We start from the raw sequence: 21,685 nt of genomic DNA on the forward strand, positions 1-21,685 counted from the left end.
GAAGAAAGGCTGATAAAACAAAAAATGAAAGTAATTGAGCAAACTCCATTTAAAGTTCTCATTTTCCAAAAACCGGAATATTGAATAAAGCTTTATTTAAGGGGATTTGAGCAAGAAGTTAAATAGTGGGGAACCTACATTTGTTTGAAAATATTTCATTCACCCAAGACTTATTCCAATGGGATTTCAAACAACAGACTACGTCATTTTCACCTTATATTGTATTGTAATTGTAAGTATTGGTTTATGGGTTTCACGCAATAAAAAGGGGGAAGAAAAAACAGCAAATGATTATTTTTTGGCCAGCAACTCTCTGACCTGGTGGGCAGTGGGCGCTTCGCTTATTGCAGCCAATATATCAGCAGAGCACTTTATTGCCATGTCAGGTTCTGGCTATGCTGTTGGGCTGGCCATTGCCGCCTATGAATGGATAGCTGCCATTACCCTGATTTTAGTGGCCAAATATTTACTTCCCATTTTCATTGAAAAGAAGATTTACACCATGCCGCAATTTATCAATTTGCGATTCAACAGAAAGGTAAGTTCTTTTTTTGCCATATTCTGGTTGTTGGTTTATGTTTTTGTGAACCTCACTTCTGTAAGCTATTTGGGGGCATTAGCCCTGCAAAATATTCTGGGAGTGCCTTTGATCTACGGCATTGTAGGTCTACTGGTTTTCTCAGGAATTTATAGCATTTACGGTGGGCTCTCCTCTGTGGCCTGGACTGATGTAATTCAGGTAGTATTTCTGGTCATTGGCGGGTTAATCACCACTTTTTTAGCCTTAAGTGCAGTCGGCCATGGAAGTGTAATCACTGGATTTAGTGAAATTTATCAGGGGGCTTCAGATCATTTTTCCATGATCATTGAACGGGGACAATCCATTGTTCCCGATGGTTCTGGTGGTTTTAAAGATACCTATAATGATTTACCCGGTATTGCAGTATTATTAGGAGCCATGTGGCTAACTAACCTGGGTTACTGGGGGTTTAATCAATATATTATTCAAAAAGGACTGGCTGCAAAGTCAATTAATGAAGCGAAGAAAGGATTGATTTTCGCAGGCTATCTAAAAATTCTCATTCCGCTTTTGGTAGTGATACCCGGAATTACAGCCTATGTGCTGGTGAATAATAATTCACCTGAAGAACTGGCCCTACTCATTGGAAAACCAATTTCAGAAATCGGAGAAATTACCAAATCGGATGAAGCTTATCCCTGGCTGCTGAAAAACTTTGTTCCCCCGGGAGTAAGAGGATTAGCTTTTGCCGCCTTGGCCGCTGCTATTGTTTCATCCCTGGCCTCCATGATCAATAGCACTTCAACAATTTTCACCATGGATATCTATAAAGAATTTTTTAATAAAAATGCTTCTAATAAGGAATTGGTAAAAGTGGGTAGGATAGTCGCCATTGTGGCGTTAATCATTTCCACTTCTTTTGCGCCTTTACTCAACAACCTGGATCAGGTATTCCAGTATATTCAGGAATACACAGGATTTATTTATCCAGGGGTAGTAGTTGTTTTTGCCATGGGGCTTTTCTGGAAACAAATGACTTCCAAAGCGGCTTTATGGACTGCAATTCTTACGATTCCAATCGGCATTGGGATTAAACTATTATTTCCGGAAATTCCCTTTATTCTAAGAATGGGTTATGTTTTTATCATACTGTGTACCATTGCTTCAGTGGTTAGTTTTCTGGATAAAGATATTAAGATTAAAACCGTTACAAATTATGCCGGCAACTCGTCCTTTTTGGTAAAAATTGCCTTCTTGTTGCTTGGGACCGGAATCATTTGCTTTATAATTGGTATCTTAATGAGTACTGCCTTTAGCCATATTGGTCTGGAATCCATTTTTATGATGGCAGTTTTATTCCTTATGCTGGGCATAATTTTTTACACCAATGCCAGACTGGATCATCAGGATCCCAAAGCCATCCATATTGGAGATACACAAACCTTATTTAAAACTACAACAGGATTTAATGTGGCAGCCATAGGTATTGTGGCCACCGTAGCAATTCTATATGGAATTTTTTGGCAATAATTCTATGCTATAAGCTTAATTTTCTGAACTGACAAACGAAAAATAATGATGAAATTCAAACGATTTATTGGTACTATTTTATTGTCATTTTGGGCAGGTTTTATATGTGCGCAGACAGAGAAAACTCCCGTGGCTCAAACTCCACCAATGGGCTGGAACAGTTATAATTCATATGGTGCAGCCGTTACTGAAAAGGAAATGAAGAGCAACACCGATTACATGGCTGAGAAGTTAAAAGAACTTGGCTGGATGTACATTGTGGTAGATTATTGTTGGTCATATCCTCATCCTCCTGGAAGCACACAGAACAATCCTCCCCAATTCCGGCTTAAAAAGGACAATGCCCCTGTACCCTGGCTGGGCATGGACGAATATGGCAGGTTATTACCTGATTTAAGAAAATTTCCCTCTTCTTCTGGTGGTAAGGGTTTTAAACCGCTGGCAGATTATATTCATGAAAAAGGGTTAAAATTTGGTATCCATGTCATGAGAGGTATTCCCCGCCAGGCCGTTTGGGCAAAAACTCCAATTAAGGGCGCTCCCGGTATTGATGCTTCCATGATTGCAGATACCACCAGCATTTGCCCCTGGTTGAATCAAATGTATGGGATAGACATGAACAAGCCCGGAGCTCAGGAATATTACAATTCCCTAATAGAATTATATACAGAATGGGAAGTAGATTACATTAAAATGGATGACATTGATTTGAATGAAAAATATCCTTACCGTGCTTCTGAGGGGGAAGCCATGCGAAAAGCCATAGACCAGGGAGAACGCCCAATGGTTCTAAGTCTTTCTTTAAATATGAAATACGAAAATCGGGAACACGTACAACAAAACGGTGATTTATGGCGAATTTCCAAAGACTTCTGGGACGACTGGAAGTTGCTTTACAACCAATTTGAACTGACGCAAAAATGGGCTGAAATGGCCGGCCCAAACTCCTGGCCGGATGCTGACATGCTCCAGTTAGGCATGATTTCCAGAAGAGGTCCACACGGACCAGAAAGAGAAAGTAATTTTACCCCACAAGAAGAAAGAACACATATGTCCTTGTGGTGCATCGCAAAATCTCCCCTGATGATGGGAGGAGATATGCCCGATAACAATGAATTTACAGAAAATTTACTCACCAACCCGGAGGTGATAGCCCTTAATCAGAAAGGAAAAAGTGCAAGACAATATTCCAGAATTGATGACAAAGTAATCTGGATAAGTGAAATGCCCGATGGGAAGACGATCAATATCGGATTTTTTAACCTGAATGATCAGGAAGAAGAGATTTCCTTGAACTTAAAAGAGGCTGGTTTTTCAGGTAAATTCATGGGAAAAGATTTATGGGAACAAAAAAGTCTGGGTACAATCAGTGCAAAATTGAAATGCAAACTAGCTCCGCATGATGCCAAATTAATCTCCATAACACAGCAATAGAAACGTTACTGGGGAATTTTTAAAGGGGTAAATAAAGTTGAAAAGGCAAAGTCCGGTTTTATAGGCAATGATTTTTGATTTTAACCAAATCCCCCTCCTGATTGATTTAGGGTTGTTTTAATGTACAATTAGAATATGACCAGGCAAAAAGAGCAAGAATACCGGTTATTTGAGCAAAAAAATGGAGTGTTCATTGCCGACCTTCGCTATAGTATTAAAAATGGCCATGATAATTTAAATCAGGAGTTTTAATCAATATTCAAAAAATTCAAAATTGAAAATGAAATTACAGTCATTCACATTGATCATTATTACAATAATTGGATTGTTGGCTTGTAACCAAAAGCCATCAGCAGACACTGAAAAAAAGACTCCTCCCAATATAATTTATATCCTGACAGATGATATGGGCTATGGTGACCTGAGCTGTTATGGGCAACAAACTTTATCTACACCAAATATTGATAAACTGGCTGCCCAAGGAATGTTATTTACCCAACATTATGCAGGAAGTTCGGTTTGTGGCCCTTCCAGAGCAGCACTATTAACAGGAAAACATACAGGGCATACATCAGTAAGAGGAAACGCCCCTGCAGGCCAGCTTCTAAAACCCGATGAAATTACCATTGCCGAAAAGATGAAAGAGGCTGGATACCATACCGCCCTTTTTGGAAAATGGGGCGTTGGTCATCCTCCGGCCTTAGACGACCCGGCTCAAAATGGATTTGATTATGCTTTTGGTTACATTAATATGTGGCATGCCCATAATTTTTATCCAGATTTTCTCTACAAAAACGGGGAGAAAGTTATGCTTAACAACAAACAGACGAGTGAGTCTTACGAAAAGTTTAGTGAGGAACCAGAAGGAAGAGGCGTAGCAGAAGTAAGAAATGATTATGCACCTGATTTATTTCAGCAGGATTTGCTGAGTTATGTGGAAAACCAAAAGGATAATCCATTTTTCATCTATTATGCTTTAAATATTCCCCATGCCAATAATGAAGCAGGTTATTTGACCGGAGACGGTATGGAAGTGCCTTCTCATGGAGAATTTGCCAGTAAAGCCTGGCCTGAGCCTGAAAAAGGGTTTGCGGCTGTTATGCAAAAAATAGATCAATATGTGGGGGAAATTGAAGCAAAACTGGAAGCGCTGGGGATGGCGGAAAATACAATTATAATTTTCACCAGTGATAACGGACCTCATCAGGAAGGAGGGCATCAGGTAGATTTTTTTGATAGCAATGGGAAACTAAGGGGGGCAAAAAGAGATCTTTATGAAGGAGGTGTAAGAATTCCCATGATTGCCAAATGGCCCGGGAAAATAAAACCTGGCATTAAATCAGAACATATCAGTGCTTTTTGGGATATTTTACCCACCTTTTGCGACATTGCCGGAGTAAGCACTCCTTCGGGAATTGATGGCATTTCTTTTATGCCCACCTTATTAGGCGAAACCGGGAAGCAAATAAAACATGAGTATTTATACTGGGAATTTTACGAAGTAGGTGGAAAACAGGCCATTCGGAAGGGAAATTGGAAATATGTAAAATTACATGTGCGTGATGCAGCGGAACCTGTAGCAGAGTTGTACGACCTTTCAAAAGATATAGGTGAGGAAAATAATTTAATAGAAGGAAATGAAGATTTGGCCCTGGAGATGGAAAAATTGCTTAATCAGGCCCATCAGCCTGTTGATTTCATTTCCCTGTTTTCTGAAGATGAGGCTAATGCCGAAACCAAATTTTAATCAGCATTTTTTAAAACATTGAATTTTCCACAGGAAAAATCAGGCGAATTTTAGTCAAAAAAATACCGTGCACAATTATTAAATAATTATAGGCTGTTTGATTTTTTTTCAGATGGCAAGCAGAGGGAAATTTTAAATATTTCAGTAAATCTCTGATTTCAGTTTACAAAAAATCTAAAAATATGAATAACAGGATATTTTCAAATTACCTGGTCGGAATGTTATTGCTCACTTTTTGTGCCTGTAACCACAGCGTAAAATATGACCAAAGCCTTAGCCCCACTACTTCCGAACCTTCCACCTACCTCAATAAAGTAGCGGATACTCCTCCATTGGGATGGAATAGTTTTGATGCATATGATTGCCGTATAAATGAAGCTGAATTTAAAGCCACTGTGGACTTCATGGCTAAGCACATGAAACCATTGGGATGGGAGTATGCCGTGATAGATTATATTTGGTGGCATCCCGACCCGGGCAACTGGAATACACCCGACAATTTTACCCGAAGAATTGGCCATCCTAATATTCAGTTTAATGAGGATGGAACCTTAAAACACCCCGAGTGGGTAACCGTGGACGAATTTGGCAGACTGCTTCCTGCAGTGGAAAGATTTCCTTCCGCCAAAGATGGCCAGGGATTTAAGCCCATTGCCGATTACGTACATGCCAAGGGACTAAAATTTGGTATCCATATTATGCGTGGGGTACATCGCTATGTGGCAGAAAAAAACATGCCCATTAAAGGTACCAACATAGGAGCTAGTCAGATTGCCGAGCCATGGGACACCTGCAAATGGAATAATAATATGTTTGGGGTTGATCCTACCAAACCCGGAGCACAGGAATACTATAATTCTTTATTCGAGCTTTATGCCAGCTGGGGAGTAGATTATATAAAAGCTGATGATATGATGTTTGCCAATTACCATGCTGGGGAAATTGAAATGATCAGAAAAGCGATTGATAATTGCGGAAGACCTATGGTTTTAAGTCTTTCTTGTGGAGAAGCACCTTTATCTCAGGCAAAGCATTTGGCGGAAAATGCCAATATGTGGCGAATATCGGCCGATTTTTGGGATGAATGGGATCATCTTTCCCATAGTTTCGAGTTGCTAAATGCCTGGTCGCCTTGGATTAAAAAACATTCCTGGCCAGATGCAGATATGATCCCTTTTGGAAAAATTTCCCTCCAGGATCGGCCTCATGGAGAAGAAAGACTTTCCAAATTTACCGTTCCCGAGCAATATACGTTAATGTCGTTATTTGCCATAGCCCGCTCCCCTTTAATGATTGGTACAGACCTAATTTCCACTCCAAAGGAAACCATTGAAACTTTCTTTTTGAATGAGGAAGTATTACAAATAAATCAGGCAAGTGAAGACAACAGACAAGTGATAAGAGTCCCGGAAGAATATGCCATTTGGGTTGCTAAAGATCAACATTCTGAAGACAGGTATTTAGCTTTATTTAATTTAAGTGAAGAAAAAGCAGAAGTAACATTCGATTTCGAATTGGAATATCTAAGGGATAGTTACGAAATAAAAGATATTTGGGCAAAAAAGTCATTGGGGGTATTTGAGAATCAATTTGCAGTTGAGCTTCCTACTCATGGTGCGGGTTTATACCGATTAATTAAAAAATAGCTTTTCTCCGCATTGGGATGGTTTTTTATCTTTTGTTTTATGGGAGAATTATTTTAAATTGTTCTTCCAACTGTATTGAAATCTTAAGGAAGAATTACCTTAACCATTACACCTGAAATTTGCTTATGAATTGCCTTTTAACTTTCTCCTCTACCATTCCTTTAAGGCTAATCTGGGTATTTTTTGTCCTGCTAAAAATAGCTGACTTAAAAGCTCAGGAAATTGATTACAGGTTTCGTCATATTTCTGTAAATGAAGGCCTGGCACATACCGATGCCAAAGCAATTATTCAGGATGAAAAAGGATTTATCTGGATTGGAACAAATGCAGGATTACAAAGGTATGATGGTAGAGAACTCAGGCTATATCTTAATGATGAAAATGAAGTAAATGCTGTTTATAATAACCGGATAATTTCCCTTAGTGAAGGCTATAACCATGTTTTATGGATCAGTACAGAAGGTGGATTAAAAAAGTTTGATTTACTTACCCACCAGTATATTCCGCTGTCCACCAATTTGAAAGTACCTTTAAATGCATTGAAATCGGATGTTTTCCGCACTTTTCCCATTTCAGAAAATCAAATTCTTGTTTTTAGTGCTAATGCCCTGGAACTCCTGGAGATCAGACAGGATATCGTGATAAAATGCGAAACTATTTATGAAACTGAACATAAGGAGAATTTTGCATCCTATAGCATTGGAAGGGATGAATCGGGGAAAATTTGGGCTGCAACCGAAAGGGGGTTATTATCCGTTGATTCTAATGAAAAATCAGCACGGTTATTTCCTGTGACTTTAAATGATGAAGTTCAAAACCTGACGTCAGGCTTTACCTTTCATGAAAATTATTTATATCTGGCCAGTGGAGATCGGTTGCTAAGGAAACCTGTTGATCAAATTAATGAAAATGCATCCTCTATTGAATTTGAATTTTTCCCCATTTCCTGGGAAATATTGCTGGGAAATGATGGAAATGAATCTACTAAATTAATCCATCAGGTTTATTCCGGGAAGGATAATATTCTTTGGCTGGGTACTTCACTTGGGTTGCTAAAATTTAATATTGATGACCCAAAGTCAAAAAGCCTTTTATTTCAATCAAGTGATTATGACCTGTCCAGTTTGTCTTCAGACCAGATCAGTTCCATTTTTATAGATCGGGGAAACTCTCTATGGGTAGGAACCTTTGGAGGGGGTGTAAATGTGTTAAACCTGAATGAAAAACTATTTTATCTGCTTACCAGAAATCTGGAAAATAAGGACAATACCCTAACAGATCATTTTGTAAGAGCAATTCTGGAGGATGAAAAAGGTAACTTATGGATTGGTACAAAAGAACATGGAATAAACATCTACAATTATGATTCTAAAAAATATTCCTATCTCTTTCATGAGGAAGGGAATAAAAACAGTCTGGTGAGTGATAGAATCAGATGTCTGGCTAAGGACCATAAAGACAATATCTGGATTGGCACCACTGATGGCCTTTGTGTTTACAACCAGAATTCTAATAATTTCCATCATCTTAAAAGTGATGCAAACGATCTCAACAGTATTTCTGAAAATGTTATCTATGCCCTTGATATAGATAAGTTTGGGCAGATTTGGGCTGGTTCATGGCACGATGGCCTGAATATTATTCATTACAATTCCCACCTGGATTATAAAATTCAGCAACTCTCCTCCAAAACCTTGGGCAGCCTGTTATCTTCAAACGAAATCACTTTCATTTATGCAGATAAGGAATTACCCGAAGTGATGGTGGGTACCAAAAACGGGTTGAACCATATTCTTTTAAATGAGCAGGGTCAGATCAACAAAATCATTCACTATCAGGTGGATTCGGCCAAATCTGATCAGTTAAGTTCCGCTTTTATATGGCCAATTGTGAAAGAGGATAAAAATAATTACTGGGTTGGCACCCTGGGAGGTGGATTAAATAAACTCCAAATTGACAGAGAAACAGGCAATTACCGGGCAGAAACTTATAAAATGAATGAAGGAGCCCCTTCAAATGATATAGAAAGCCTGCTCATGGATGACCAGGGAAATTTATGGCTTGGTGGCAGAGGTTTAGCCAAATTTGACCCAAAATCAAAAGAATTTACAAAATATGATGTGGATGATGGTTTGCAGGGTAACAGCTTTAAAATCGGTTCTCAGTTTAAATCCAAATCAGGTATGTTATTTTTTGGAGGAACAAAAGGCCTGTCCTATTTCCATCCTGATTCCATTATCATAAGTCAACAGAAAACAACTACGGTCTTTACCGATTTTTTTGTAAACGGCAAGAGAGTAATTCCAGGAGAATTTTTTAATTCCGAAATAGAAATTTTAGAAAATGATATCAATTATACTTCAAGGATTGCATTAAATCATAATGAGAATAATTTTGGATTTCGCTTTGCTGCATTGGATTATACAAATGCCCAGGGAAATAAATTCAGATATAAACTGGAAGGCTTTGACCAAAACTGGCATGAGATAGATGCCTACAATCCTGAAGCGACTTATTCTAATCTAGATTATGGAGATTATACCTTTTGGGTGGTAAGTTCTAATAATGATGGACTTTGGAATAATAAACCAGTTTCGGTAGCCATCAGTATTGTCCCCCCCTGGTGGAATACACCAATGGCTAAAATCATTTATGGCCTGGCCGGACTTTTATTGATTTCCGGACTTTTCCTGTTTCAAAGAAAATGGTACCATTTAAAAAGGGACTTCGAAATTTCAATGGTAGAAGAAAGAAAAATGGAAGAAATGCACCAAATGCGTCTTCAGTTTTTTACTAATATTTCACATGAATTTAAAACACCTCTAACCTTAATTTCCGGTCCTTTGCAGAAATTGATGCATAACCAGGTTTCTGAAGCAGATCGGATAAAATATTACAAACTCATTGATAAAAATGCCAGTCGCCTGCTCAACCTGATTAACGAATTAATGGATTTCAGAAAGGTAGAAACAGGCACATTAAAGTTGAAAGCGATTGAAGGAGATCTCTACAAATTTGTGAATGATACGGCTGTTGGATTTGAAGACATCATCAATCAAAAGCAATTAAATTTTAATATTGAAACGAATTGGGAAGATGAAAAAATTTGGTTCGATCCCGGAGTGGTGGAAAAAATCATTATGAACCTCATTTACAATGCCATTCGATATACAGAACCAGGAGGAAATATCACTGTTGGGGTTTATTCCGAACAACCCAAAAGCCTCTGTGACTATGCTCATTGTCACACCATCACTTCAGATTTTCGTGCAGATGCATACGTATGGATAAAAGTGTCTGATTCGGGAATCGGGATAAGTCCAGAAGCTATTTCCCTTATTTTTGACCGGTATTATCGGATAACAGGAGATAAGAAGAATCACCTGGGTTCTGGTGTGGGGCTGGCCCTAGTAAAAAGCTTGGTAGGTTTACACAAAGGAGATATCCATGTTTACAGTGAGAAAGAAAAAGGTACGGATTTTTTTATAGCACTACCGAAAGGAAAAGCCCACCTGAGTGAGGAGGAGATTCAGGAAATCACCAAACCAGGCAATTTGGAATTAAGCACTTCTTCAGTCTCGGAAGATGAACCTATTGACTTAAAAACTGAGGATTTTGAAGCAGAACCAACCCTGAAAGGAGAAACCCCTACTCTACTCATTGTGGAAGACAACGAGGAGTTAAGATTTTTCCTCAAAGAATGCTTTCAGCATGACTACAATGTAATTGAAGCAGAGGATGGATTAGTGGGATATAAAAAGGCCCTGGAACATTTTCCAGACTTGGTTATCAGCGATATTATTATGCCAAATAGAAATGGGGTAGAACTTTGTAAAATGCTTAAGGAAAATATGGATACCTGTCATATCCCGGTAGTTCTATTAACAGCAAAATCTTCGGAGGATAGTCAATTGGAGGGCACTACATCTGGTGCAGATCAATATATTTCCAAACCTTTTAACCTGGAAATATTAAAAGCAAAGGTGACTAACATTCTGAAATCACGAGAAATTTTAAGAGAACGATATGTCAATAATTCATTGCTGGAATATAGAGAGCTGGCCAATAACCAGAAAGACAGGGAATTTATGGACAAACTTGTGACCATAATTGAAGAACGATTAAGCGATACAGAACTAAATATTGAAAAAATATGCAGGGAGGTTGGACTGGGGAGAACCAAACTTTACAATAAGATTAAAGCCATTACCGGAGAATCAATCGGGCAATTTATAAAAAAAATGAGGATGAAAAAATCTTCTGAAATATTGCTTAGTGAGGATGTAAGCGTTACAGAAGTAATGTATCAGGTTGGGATTCAAAGTCAATCTTATTTTACCAAATCCTTTAAGGCTGAATTTGGCATTACCCCTGCCCAATATGCCAAATCAATGATGGAAAACCAGAAGTCTTTGGATAGTTAAACTGAAGCTTTATTGGTTTTCCCAAAGTCCATTTGAATTATAATCCCTGAAATTACGCTAATTGGTTAGGGAAACCAGCCAATAAATTTGGTAGGCACTTTCAGTTTATTTTTGTGGGGTAAAAAAATATGGATTCCCATTGCATATCCCCTTTGTTGGCTACTCTCTACCAAAAATTCATGTTAAGTAAGTGCTTGGACAGAAATAATTATCTTATACTTTGCCATAACTAATTGATACTGAGATAGAGTTGCTCACCATTAAAAAAGTAAAGGTACTTAGTAATTCAAAAATAATCGTGTCTTATTTTGCCAAAAAAGACTGATAGAGAGATTAATTCTTCTCGGAAATAATAGTACCCGGTGTGGAGCACTAATACTTAATAAGTTTAAGAAACAGGACCTGTTTTGTTTCCATTTGAAAAAGTAGTTTAAAAACCTGAAATAGCCTGAATAATTAAAAAATTAAAGGGGTTATCACCTACTGATAGGATTTGTATCTTTCCTTTCAAAAAAAAGCCCTCCAATATGAAGGGCTTTTAAATTACCAATAAGCCTATAGCTATTCTCCTATAGTGACCTGTAATTTGCCAAACATTCGCTTGACATCATATTCGTTGACAATATCTCTACTTTCTTCATAACTGCCATTGTAGACTTTATCTCCCACATTAGTAGCTATTGCAGTTGCTTCATAAACCCCTGGCGTAGCATAAATATAAGACCAGAATTCTACGCCTTCATTGTTAGTAATTGGTATCCCAAACCCTGTATCGAAGTTTCCATAATAGGTTTGCCCTACTTTTAAGGTTTTAAAATAAACGCCTCCTGAGTAGGACTCGTAAGGAGCAGGACGACTTTCAGAAAAGGAAAAATCAGTCGTAAGTTTAGTCAGTTTCCACTCTTCAGGGTTTCCATTTTCTGCTACCCATTCCTCATAAAATATACCCAAATCAATGGTTGCTTTAAAATAAGCCGTGTTGGCTATGGTACTCGGAGTTCCTGTTCCATCCAGATTATTGATGGTGAAAAAATTATCAATATTGGCCAATGCACCTTCAGATAATCCTATCCCATTAAATTCCGGAAAAAAATAAACATTAGCCAAATCGAATGTATTATTGGGATCCAATCTCATGTTTATGGTAATCGTTCTGCTATCGGTTTCATCATCAGCATTACCCAAAATATTCTCCGGAGTGATTACCATGTTTGCCTGGCTACCCGCATTCACATTAATTTTATAGGCATAAGTAACCTGATCCTTATCATCAATGGGCTCAGCAATTACTCCCTCAAAAGTTAAAGCATTGGGTGATTTTTGTTCAGCTACAGCCCTTCTGAAATCGATGTCAAATTGGGTATGAGAAGAGCGAACTGGCCTGTAAATAATTTCATCAGAATTTGTGCCTACCATATTGAGCGCACTTTTATCAAAATCATGATTTTCGTCACCGGGAAAGATTGAAAGCAACTCTGCTTCATGATTTATCCGAAAAACCACACAATCTCCTGCCAAAATAATTCCATTGGAAGGAATCCATTGCCCTCCTTCAATTCTATACACCTGATCGATATTTAAACTTGCCGATGGTTCTATAGCTTCATCTTCCCTACATGACCCCAGACATAGTCCAAGTGCCAAGATCAGCCACCACAATTTTATATTTTTAGTTATATTTTCCATATTTATTTAATTTAGTTTTTAAACCATATCTAATTAATAACCAGGATTTTGACTGAGTTTTGGATTGGCATCCAGCTGACCCTGGGGAATTGGCAACAGGTATCCCCTGCTTTGAAAAGTAGGTGCATTCCTGGCAATGGTTTCAATTTGACCTTCAGTTCCGGCAGGATTTTGTGCATTAAAATTTCCCGCATAAAATCGAGGAGTCATATTTAGAGGTGCTGATGGATAATCGGCATTTGTATAAACAGCGGCTGCTTCCGAAGCTTCCACAAACTTATCTCTCCTGACAAGATCAAACCACCTTGAATTCATCTCACCCACCAATTCTTTTGCACGCTCATAAAGAATTTCATTTCTAAATGCCGCCTGTTCACTTCCATAATTTCTAACAGGCAAACACGAAGCACAATTCAGGGTAATGTCTGTTCCACTATTGTCCTGACCATAAAAACCGGGCTTCCAGTCGGGCACAGCTTCAGAAGTGGTTTTAACTGGCAATCCTGCATCATAATCATGTACTACTCTACCCTCCGCTGAATTTCTGGCTCTGGCTCTTACCAAATTAACAGCATCCCACGCAGAGGCACTATTAACATCGAAGCTTCCTTCCAGGTCCGCAACAGTTCTATCTCCGGTTGGAGTATAAGTGCCTGGCCCACCATTTACTTCATTATAGGCTTCGGCAAACATTAAGTAAACATCAGCCATACGGATTACCTGTAAATCAATTCCCCTCAGGCCGGAAAGGTAGCCATTTGGTACAGGATAAAGACGATATTTGGCCAGAAATAATCTTCCTTCCCGGCCATTTGTTCTCCTTCTTACATTCTCCCATTTGACTGAATCTACATTTCCTGAGCCATCATCTACTTCAGATAACCTCACATATTGCAGGTATTCTGGTGCATATAAACTTGCTTCCTGACCCAAACCATTTACAAAAGTACCATTGGAAATTCCCCCTCTGATATTTGTCCAGTACATCCTAACCGAATCCCCCGGATCCCAGATATGATAATTGTATCTGGACATTCTGTGTGTTCCTCCCGTGGTTCCTCCAAAATCCTGAGTGTTATCCTCAAGCCCGGGAATCCCATTCCATTCATCTCCCAGTTTAATGTCGGTAGCATCCACTGCTGGGCTGGATTTAAGCTTCCATAACCCTTCCCTTTGAATTAATTCGGCATTGGGATGAAAAATATCCGGGAAATACCCATTTAAATTGAATCGCTTTGCCCCAATTACTTCCTTGCATAAAGCCAACACCTTTTGAAAATCTTCCGGCATATCATATTGGCTGCCACGGGCTAAATAAACCCTCGCCAGTAATGCTTTTCCCGCATCCCGGTTAATTCTACCCGCTTCATAAGAAGCTTCTCCAGGACCACCTTCAGGTAGCTGAGAAACAAACTCCTCCATGTCGCTGATAATTTGGTTGTAAACTTCTGTAATGGGGGCATTAGGAACAAATATCTGATCCGTATCTTCAAGATCTCTTATTTCATCAATTACTAATGGCACATTCCCCCAAAGCCTTACCAGATCGAAATACATCAGCGCCCGGATCACTATCAACTCTGCAAGATATTCCGCTTTTTTGTTTTCCGAAAATTCTCCTTCATTTATATCTGAGATTCGGTTAAAGGCAAGATTAGTAACCGCAATCACCTGATATCTCGCCAACCAGAAATCCTGTAATCTTCCCAGACCTGCATTGTAATTTAACTGGGAAATTTGACGAGCATCCCCATTACCCCGATTGGAGAAACGCATGTCATGTCCAAAATTCACTCCCCACTCATCTCCCCAAACCATGGAACTTCCCAGAAGGTCATAAGCGCCATAAACCGCTTTTTCAGCATCAGCAGCAGTTTTAAAAGACTGGGAAATCTCCAGATTCCCATTAATTTCTTCCTGAAGAAAATCATCACTACATGATGTGATCATCCAGAATGTGAGTAATATTAATATTGTTAATTTTTTCATATTTGTCATATTTAAATTTTACCAGTTTTATTGGAGGAGCAATTCCATATTAGAAGCCCAGGTTAATGGAAAACTGCACATTTCTTTGATAAGGGTAAACTCCATTATCCAAACCCGGAGCCACTTTTACAGTAGTATTGTCCTGGTTATTTTGCACCGCATTTATCTCTGGATCCATCCATGAATATTTGGTAATGGTGAAAACATTATTGGTCGTTACTGCTATTCTGGCACTTCGCATTTTTAGTTTAGAAGCAAAATCAGGACTTAGCGTATACCCCAACTGAAGTGTCTGAAGTCGGAAAAAAGAACCCGATTCAACAAAAACACTACTGGTTTGTTTTTCCCAGCCAGCTGCTCCCTGGTAATTAGAAGCTAAATATTCTCCGAAAGGATTATCATCTTTATAAGCTGAATTCCAGGCACTTGTTTGGATGTTATCATTACTGACTACAGATGTGGACTTGGGAATATTGGAATTGATAATATCATTCCCGGCACTCCATCTGAAAAATCCATATAAATCGAATCCTTTCCAGCTAAAAGTGTTTTCAAAACCACCGTAAAAATTGGGTACCGTTACGGCAATAGTCGTTTTATCACGAAGGGTTTTATCAATAATTCCGTCACCATCCAGGTCCACAAAATAAGGGTGTCCTAAAAAAGAGTTGGGATCAACAGTATGGATTTCCTCATTGTTAATGGCACTTACATCTCCGGATTCTGAAACCCTAACACCAGAATTTAAAAATTCGGCCCAGGTATTATACACCCCATCTATCACAGGGCCATACCACTCTCCTACTCCACCTCCAACTACCATCCTGACATCATTGGTCCCGTCAGATGCTCGTCTGTTAAAAAATCTTTCGTACAGTCCCTGCCCAAGATCCTTAATTTCTGTACTAATTAAAGTTCCGTTAATTCCGGCTCTCCATTTGAAATCTCCTGCTCTTACAATGTCTCCATGTATGCCCAATTCCAGGCCTCTGTTGGCCAAAGAGCCCTGATTCTGCCATACTTCATTAAACCCGGTTGTACCCGGCAAAGTAATATTCAACAACATGTCTTTCGTTGACTTATTGAAATAATCAAAGGTCATATCGAATCGCTCATTGAAGAAGTTCATGTCAAAACCCACATTGAATTGAATCACTGTTTCCCAGGTCAGATTTGGATTTGGAAGTTGTGTAGGCCATCGGGAGACTTTGGCTTCTTCTCCATCTCCTGCGGCAATTAAATCCTGATTCATGATTCCCAGCGTAAGTCCGGAAGGCACCTGATCATTTCCTACAATACCATAACTTCCCCTTATTTTAAGGAAATCCAGCCAATTGGCATTTTGCATAAAACTTTCTTCAGACATTACCCAGCCTAAAGCCAAACCGCCAAAGTTTCCACCTGCATTACCATTGGAGAATTTAGAAGAATAATCTAACCTGTAATTACCTGTAATCAGATAGCGATCTTTAAATGCATAGGTTGCCCGCCCCAAATAAGAATTCATGGAAAAATTCCTGTCGAATAAATCGGAATATCCCTGGCCGGCATCAATCGCCTGCCCAAAACTGTAACTGTAGATTCCCTGGGTATCATCCACCAGATCTGTAGTCCCTGAAACTGATCTCTTGATATCATTTTTCTTAGCTTCAAACACTGCAGTCACATTAATCCTGTGATTGTCATTTATTCTTTTATTATAATACAACCTCGATTCATAAGTCCAGAATCGTCCTCTGTCATGTTGAAATAAAATTCTGCCATTTACCCCCCTGGCCTGATTGGAGTTATTGGAATAGAATCTTTTGTCTTCAAAATCTGTGTTGGTAGTGGCCAGTCCATTGTACCATCCCAGGCCTTCAATTGGCAACTTTAAGTCCATGAATAACAAACCTCTGTTCACCGACTCATTTTTTTCTACATCCAGTTCCGTAAGAAAATTTAAAGGATTATCCCGGGAAGCTTCCTCTCGTTCAGATTCAGTAGGCTCCAAATCAGGATTTTCATTTATATCATCAAAAAAATCCTGGGGATTTGCCCTAACAGGAAGGAAAGGATCCGTATAAAGTACCCGGTTAAAAACCCCTCCATTACCACCATCACGGCTTAGCCCCAGGGTTTTGGCCGAGCTGGTACTCACATTAAGTCCAATTTTAAGCTTTTTATTAAACATATCCTGGGTGATATTCAACCGGGAGGTCAGCCTTTCATATCCGGAATTTTTTACAATACCATCAATATCATTGTAACCCACTGACACATTGTATGAGGTGTTATCTGAACCTCCTCCTAAACTCAGATAGGCCTGCTGTTCTACCGCTGTTTGCAGTAATTGGTCTTCCCATGGTTGAATTCTAGGATCATTCCAGATTTCATCCCGAACAATCAAATCCCAAATAGAAGTCTGACTTACCCCGTCTATCGCATTTTGTCGGATGGCATTGAACTGGCTTCTTCTGGCATATTCTTCTGCTGAAAGGAAATTCACTTTGTTGGCAGTTTCAGCCAACCCCATTCTGTAACTTACATCCAAACTAGGTGCTCCTTTTCCTCTCTTTGTGGTAATAATAACCACACCATTAGCCCCCTGAGAACCATAAACTGATGTTGCGGAAGCATCCTTCAAAATCTCTAGACTTTCAATATCATTTGGATTTATGGAATTGAAGGGGTTCTGGTCAGGATCGTCCGATGGTGGAATTTGAACTCCATCAATTACGAATAAAGGAGAACTTCCTGAGGTTAAGGATCCATTCCCTCTGATTTTAACGGTCACTCCCCCTCCTGGAGAACCATCGTTTGAAATGATATTAACACCGGAAACCCTTCCTTGCAAAGCCTGGGTAACGGTGGTTGCCTGAGAGCGTTCTACTCCCTCTTTATCAAAAGTTGCAACGGCTCCGGTTAAATCCTTTTTAGAGGAGGTTCCATAACCTACTACAATAATTTCCTCTAGTTGAGAAACATCCGATTCCAAAGCCACATTTATAACTGACTGATTGCCAATGCTAACTTCCTGTGTTTTAAAACCAATGTAGCTAAAAACCAAAGCACCCTCTACAGGAACGCTTAAGGTAAAATTTCCATCGATGTCTGTTGTAGTGCCATTGCTGGTTCCTTTAATCACAATACTCACCCCCGGCAATGGCTCGCCATCTCCGGAAGAAGTAACTATTCCCTTAATGGTGCTATCCTGGGAGTAGGCTAAAATACTACTGATTGCCAGCATAATCAGGGTAGTAAAAACTTTCTTCATCTTCATAATTTTTAATTTAAATAAAACATTAAAAAAATCTTTAAGTGAAACATTTAAGGCTTCGCTGAAAGAAGACCTAGTTCCAAAGGCATTAAATAAGCAACAGGAGTTAAGCGCTAATAATCAGCTGGTTAACCCACTGATACACCTCATGTATTTCCTTAGGACTGACCTTCTGCTAGTCTCACTTGTTAGTCATGCGTATTTTCATTCAACTAATTTAGAATGAAGAAATCAACTCCTTATGCTCAATTGGATTTTAAAAATGCTGGATTGTCCTTTAGTGAAAAAGTGCCCTCAAAGAAGGAAAACCTAGTTTTTATTATAAAAGAATACTTTAAGCAAAGGTCTCGGGGAAATTGGAATAAACTCCTTTCTTTAGGTAATAAGAGGGCTTAAATGGCCAGTATTATCCACAAATTTTGCTCAATTATGCTAACCTTTTGCTTTTTATTACTAAATATGATTTACCCTTTTTTAATTAAATTACCTTTTCTCAAATTTGGATTTAGCCTTTAATTCATCCTTAAAAATTACCAAACTCATATTTTATGTCCAGAACCATTTTTTTGTTTTTCCTTTTTTTCACCCTTGTTTCTTTTAAAACTTTAGCCCAAAAAGAAAAACTAAATGTTTTATTGATTTTGGTAGACGACCTTAAGCCAAGTCTTGGGATTTATGGAGACACTGTGGTGAAAAGTCCTAACCTCGATCGGCTTGGAGAAATGGGTGTACGTTTTGAAAATGCTTATTGTAATCAGGCTGTTTGCATGGCTTCAAGGTATAATTTATTGCTCGGTTCAAGGTCAACCAGTACTGGCTTTTACAATTTTGGGTTGGAATTCAGAGCTGTTTACCCAAATGCCACTACACTACCACAACATTTTAAAAACAACGGATATCAGGTGGAGTCCATGGGAAAAGTATTTCATATTGGGCATGGCAATGACAATGATGAGGCTTCATGGAGTATCCCACATCATAAGGATAAAGTTATTGAATATTTATTGCCTGAAAGCACAAATAGAAAGCTGACCAGGGAAGAAGCCTTTTTTACCAATGCCAGAAAGTATAACAAAAACCTTCCTCCAAATAAGGAGTTGGAAAGAGGAGCCGCCTGGGAAGCTCCAGATGTATTGGATGAAGCCTACGCAGATGGAAGAGTGGCCAGCCATGCAATTGAAAGATTAAGGAAACTATCCAAAGATTCAAGCAAACCTTTTTTCATGGCTGTGGGATTTGTACGCCCCCATCTTCCTTTTTCCGCACCAAAAAAATACTGGGATTATTATGATCCTGAAAAACTACCGCTGCCAGAATTTGAGGAGGACCCTGAAGGAACTCCAAAATGGGCAGTTAAAAAAGGTGGGGAAATTTGCCAGTTTAAGCCCGTTCCTGAAAACAATTCCCCTTTTTCAGAAGAACTTAAGCGAAACCTCATCCATGGATATTATGCCAGCATAAGCTATATGGATGCGCAGGTAGGGAGAGTTATTGAAGAATTAAAAAGATTGAATCTGGACAAAAATACCATTATTGTGCTTTGGGGGGATCACGGCTGGCATTTGGGTGATCACGGGTCATGGACTAAGCATTCCAACTTTGAGCAGGCCACCAGAATTCCGGTTTTCATTTACGCTCCAGGAGTCACCCAACCAAAAAGCATTTCCGGACAACTCTTCGAAACAGTAGATATTTATCCTACACTTTCCGCTTTAGCAGGCTTTGACCTTCCTGATTGTCCACAACCAATTGACGGGATGAATATGCTTCCTGTTTTAAAAAATCCTCAATTAAGGATCCGTAATCATGCGTACCATGCCTACCCTAAAAATAGAAATCAATTGGTAGGATGTGCCATTAGAACTGACCGGTACAGAATGGTGGAATGGACTGATGTGTATAATCCCAAAACAGAAAAAGTTTATGAACTATACGATTACCAAGAAGATCCACTTGAAACTAAAAACTATGCAAAAGAAAAACCTGACATAATTGCAGAATTAAAAACTATACTTGGAACTCATCCTCCCGCAAAAGCACCAATCAAAAAATGAAAACACCTCTTCTAGTATTAACCTTCCTGTATGCATTTGCTGCATTTGGCCAGGATCAAAAGCTCCCCCATATTATTATTTACTTGGCTGATGATCTTGGTGTGAAGGATGCTGGCATTTACGGGGCCGCTGTTGTTCGGACACCAAATATTGATGCGCTGGGAAAGGAGGGAATGGTTTTCGAAAATGCCTTTGTAGCATCCCCATCCTGTGCGCCAAGTAGGGCTGCTCTGCTTACAGGGCTGATGCCAGCCAAAAATGGCGCTGAAAACAACCATACTTATCCTAAAAGTGACGTAGATATTTTAACCAGGAATTTACAACAGAAAGGATATAAAATATTTGCCTTTGGAAAGGTGGCACATGGCAAAATGAATAATGCATGTGGTTTTAATTATTATAACAAATCTCAGGTAAATCTGGCCAACAATGTAAAGGAATTTCTAAACCAACAGGAAATTGATGGACCAGTTTGCCTAATGATTGGAGACCGCAGACCCCATGTATTATGGACAGAAAAGTATTCCTATGACCCAAAAGAGGTAGATTTACCCCCAAATTTTATTGAAACTGAGGAAACCCGAAATCATAGAGCCCGATACTATTCCGATGTAACCGGATTTGATTCCACTATGGGTGAAATAATGAAATTTACAGCGGATTTACTTGGTTCCAACACACTTTTTCTTTTTTCCAGTGATCATGGAGCACAATGGCCATTTGGCAAATGGAATTTATATGATGCAGGTATTAGGACTCCTTTAATTGTAAAATGGAAAGATAAAATAAAAGCCGGTTTTCGTACTTCTGCAATGGTAAGCTGGGTAGATATTTTACCCACCATTTTGGACATTACGAAGAGTAAAATCCCTGATCATATTGATGGGAAATCATTTGCCAATGTTTTACTAAATAATAAACCAGATTTCAGAGAGGTGATTTATACCACCCATTCTGGAGATGGAATTTTTAACGTTTATCCCATCAGGAGTATACGCACAAAAAGATATAAGTACATCCGAAATCTCTATCCGGAAAATTATCATACTAACCATTCAGATTTACTCCGAAAAAATGGAGCCGGTGCCTATTGGAATTCCTGGGATCAGCAAGCAAAAACGAATTCAACTGCGGCTTCGATAATCAGAAAATACTATCAGCGGCCTCCGGAGGAATTTTTTGATTTGGAAAATGATCCCGATGAACGAGCTAACTTAATCAGCAATCCAGCCTACCAGAAAGATATTGAATGGATGAAAAATGCCCTTATGGAATGGATGAAAAAACAGGGCGATTCACAAACTTTATTTCATTCCCCTTACCTTCTTTCCAAACCAAAACCAAATAAACATACCATAGATAGCTTAAAAAATTTAAAGCAATCCAATTGATACGA

10 protein-coding genes are annotated in these 21,685 nt (G+C 38.9%); 7 read left to right on the plus strand and 3 right to left on the minus strand.

Annotation, left to right across the window (positions count from 1 at the left end; translation table 11 throughout):
- Positions 1–178: 178 nt before the first annotated feature.
- The 5 genes from A3EM_RS0120480 (at position 179) to A3EM_RS0120505 (ending at position 11,301) form a co-directional block, all read left to right on the plus strand.
- Positions 179–2,050, plus strand: coding sequence for a sodium/sugar symporter (locus A3EM_RS0120480; RefSeq protein WP_020530116.1), 1,872 nt, complete (start codon positions 179–181; stop codon positions 2,048–2,050).
- A 45-nt stretch (positions 2,051–2,095) separates the two neighbouring features.
- On the plus strand, positions 2,096–3,484 hold the full coding sequence (locus A3EM_RS0120485; RefSeq protein WP_083925282.1) for a glycoside hydrolase family 27 protein: 1,389 nt from the start codon (positions 2,096–2,098) through the stop codon (positions 3,482–3,484).
- A 280-nt stretch (positions 3,485–3,764) separates the two neighbouring features.
- Positions 3,765–5,231, plus strand: coding sequence for an arylsulfatase (locus A3EM_RS0120495; RefSeq protein WP_020530119.1), 1,467 nt, complete (start codon positions 3,765–3,767; stop codon positions 5,229–5,231).
- A 182-nt stretch (positions 5,232–5,413) separates the two neighbouring features.
- Positions 5,414–6,877 (plus strand): glycoside hydrolase family 27 protein, encoded by a 1,464-nt coding sequence (locus tag A3EM_RS0120500; RefSeq protein ID WP_020530120.1) that lies wholly within the window; start codon positions 5,414–5,416, stop codon positions 6,875–6,877.
- A 125-nt stretch (positions 6,878–7,002) separates the two neighbouring features.
- The gene (locus tag A3EM_RS0120505) at positions 7,003–11,301 is read left to right on the plus strand and encodes a hybrid sensor histidine kinase/response regulator transcription factor (RefSeq protein WP_020530121.1); all 4,299 of its coding nucleotides are present in this window, start codon (positions 7,003–7,005) and stop codon (positions 11,299–11,301) included.
- A 561-nt stretch (positions 11,302–11,862) separates the two neighbouring features.
- Here the strand turns inward: A3EM_RS0120505 and A3EM_RS0120510 are convergent.
- Genes A3EM_RS0120510 through A3EM_RS0120520 form a run of 3 tightly spaced genes read right to left on the minus strand, consistent with a single transcriptional unit; the run spans position 11,863 to position 18,238 of the window.
- Positions 11,863–12,987 carry a hypothetical protein gene (locus A3EM_RS0120510; RefSeq protein ID WP_020530122.1) on the minus strand — a complete coding sequence of 375 codons (1,125 nt, stop codon included), beginning with the start codon at positions 12,985–12,987 and terminating at the stop codon, positions 11,863–11,865.
- A gap of 33 nt (positions 12,988–13,020) precedes the next feature.
- Positions 13,021–14,976, minus strand: coding sequence for a RagB/SusD family nutrient uptake outer membrane protein (locus A3EM_RS0120515; RefSeq protein ID WP_026210456.1), 1,956 nt, complete (start codon positions 14,974–14,976; stop codon positions 13,021–13,023).
- A 49-nt stretch (positions 14,977–15,025) separates the two neighbouring features.
- A complete protein-coding gene (locus A3EM_RS0120520; protein ID WP_083925283.1) occupies positions 15,026–18,238 on the minus strand; it encodes a SusC/RagA family TonB-linked outer membrane protein in 3,213 nt (1,070 codons plus the stop codon).
- A 545-nt stretch (positions 18,239–18,783) separates the two neighbouring features.
- Between A3EM_RS0120520 and A3EM_RS0120530 the strand changes: the two genes are divergently transcribed.
- Together A3EM_RS0120530 and A3EM_RS43110 are read left to right on the plus strand one after the other, a co-directional pair.
- Entirely contained in the window at positions 18,784–20,289 is a 1,506-nt protein-coding gene (locus A3EM_RS0120530; protein WP_020530126.1) for a sulfatase, read from the plus strand.
- A complete protein-coding gene (locus tag A3EM_RS43110) occupies positions 20,286–21,680 on the plus strand; it encodes a sulfatase family protein (protein WP_020530127.1) in 1,395 nt (464 codons plus the stop codon). Before A3EM_RS0120530 ends, A3EM_RS43110 begins: the two co-directional genes overlap by 4 nt.
- Positions 21,681–21,685 lie beyond the last annotated feature (5 nt).

The organism is Flexithrix dorotheae DSM 6795 (assembly GCF_000379765.1).
GTDB lineage: Bacteria > Bacteroidota > Bacteroidia > Cytophagales > Flammeovirgaceae > Flexithrix > Flexithrix dorotheae.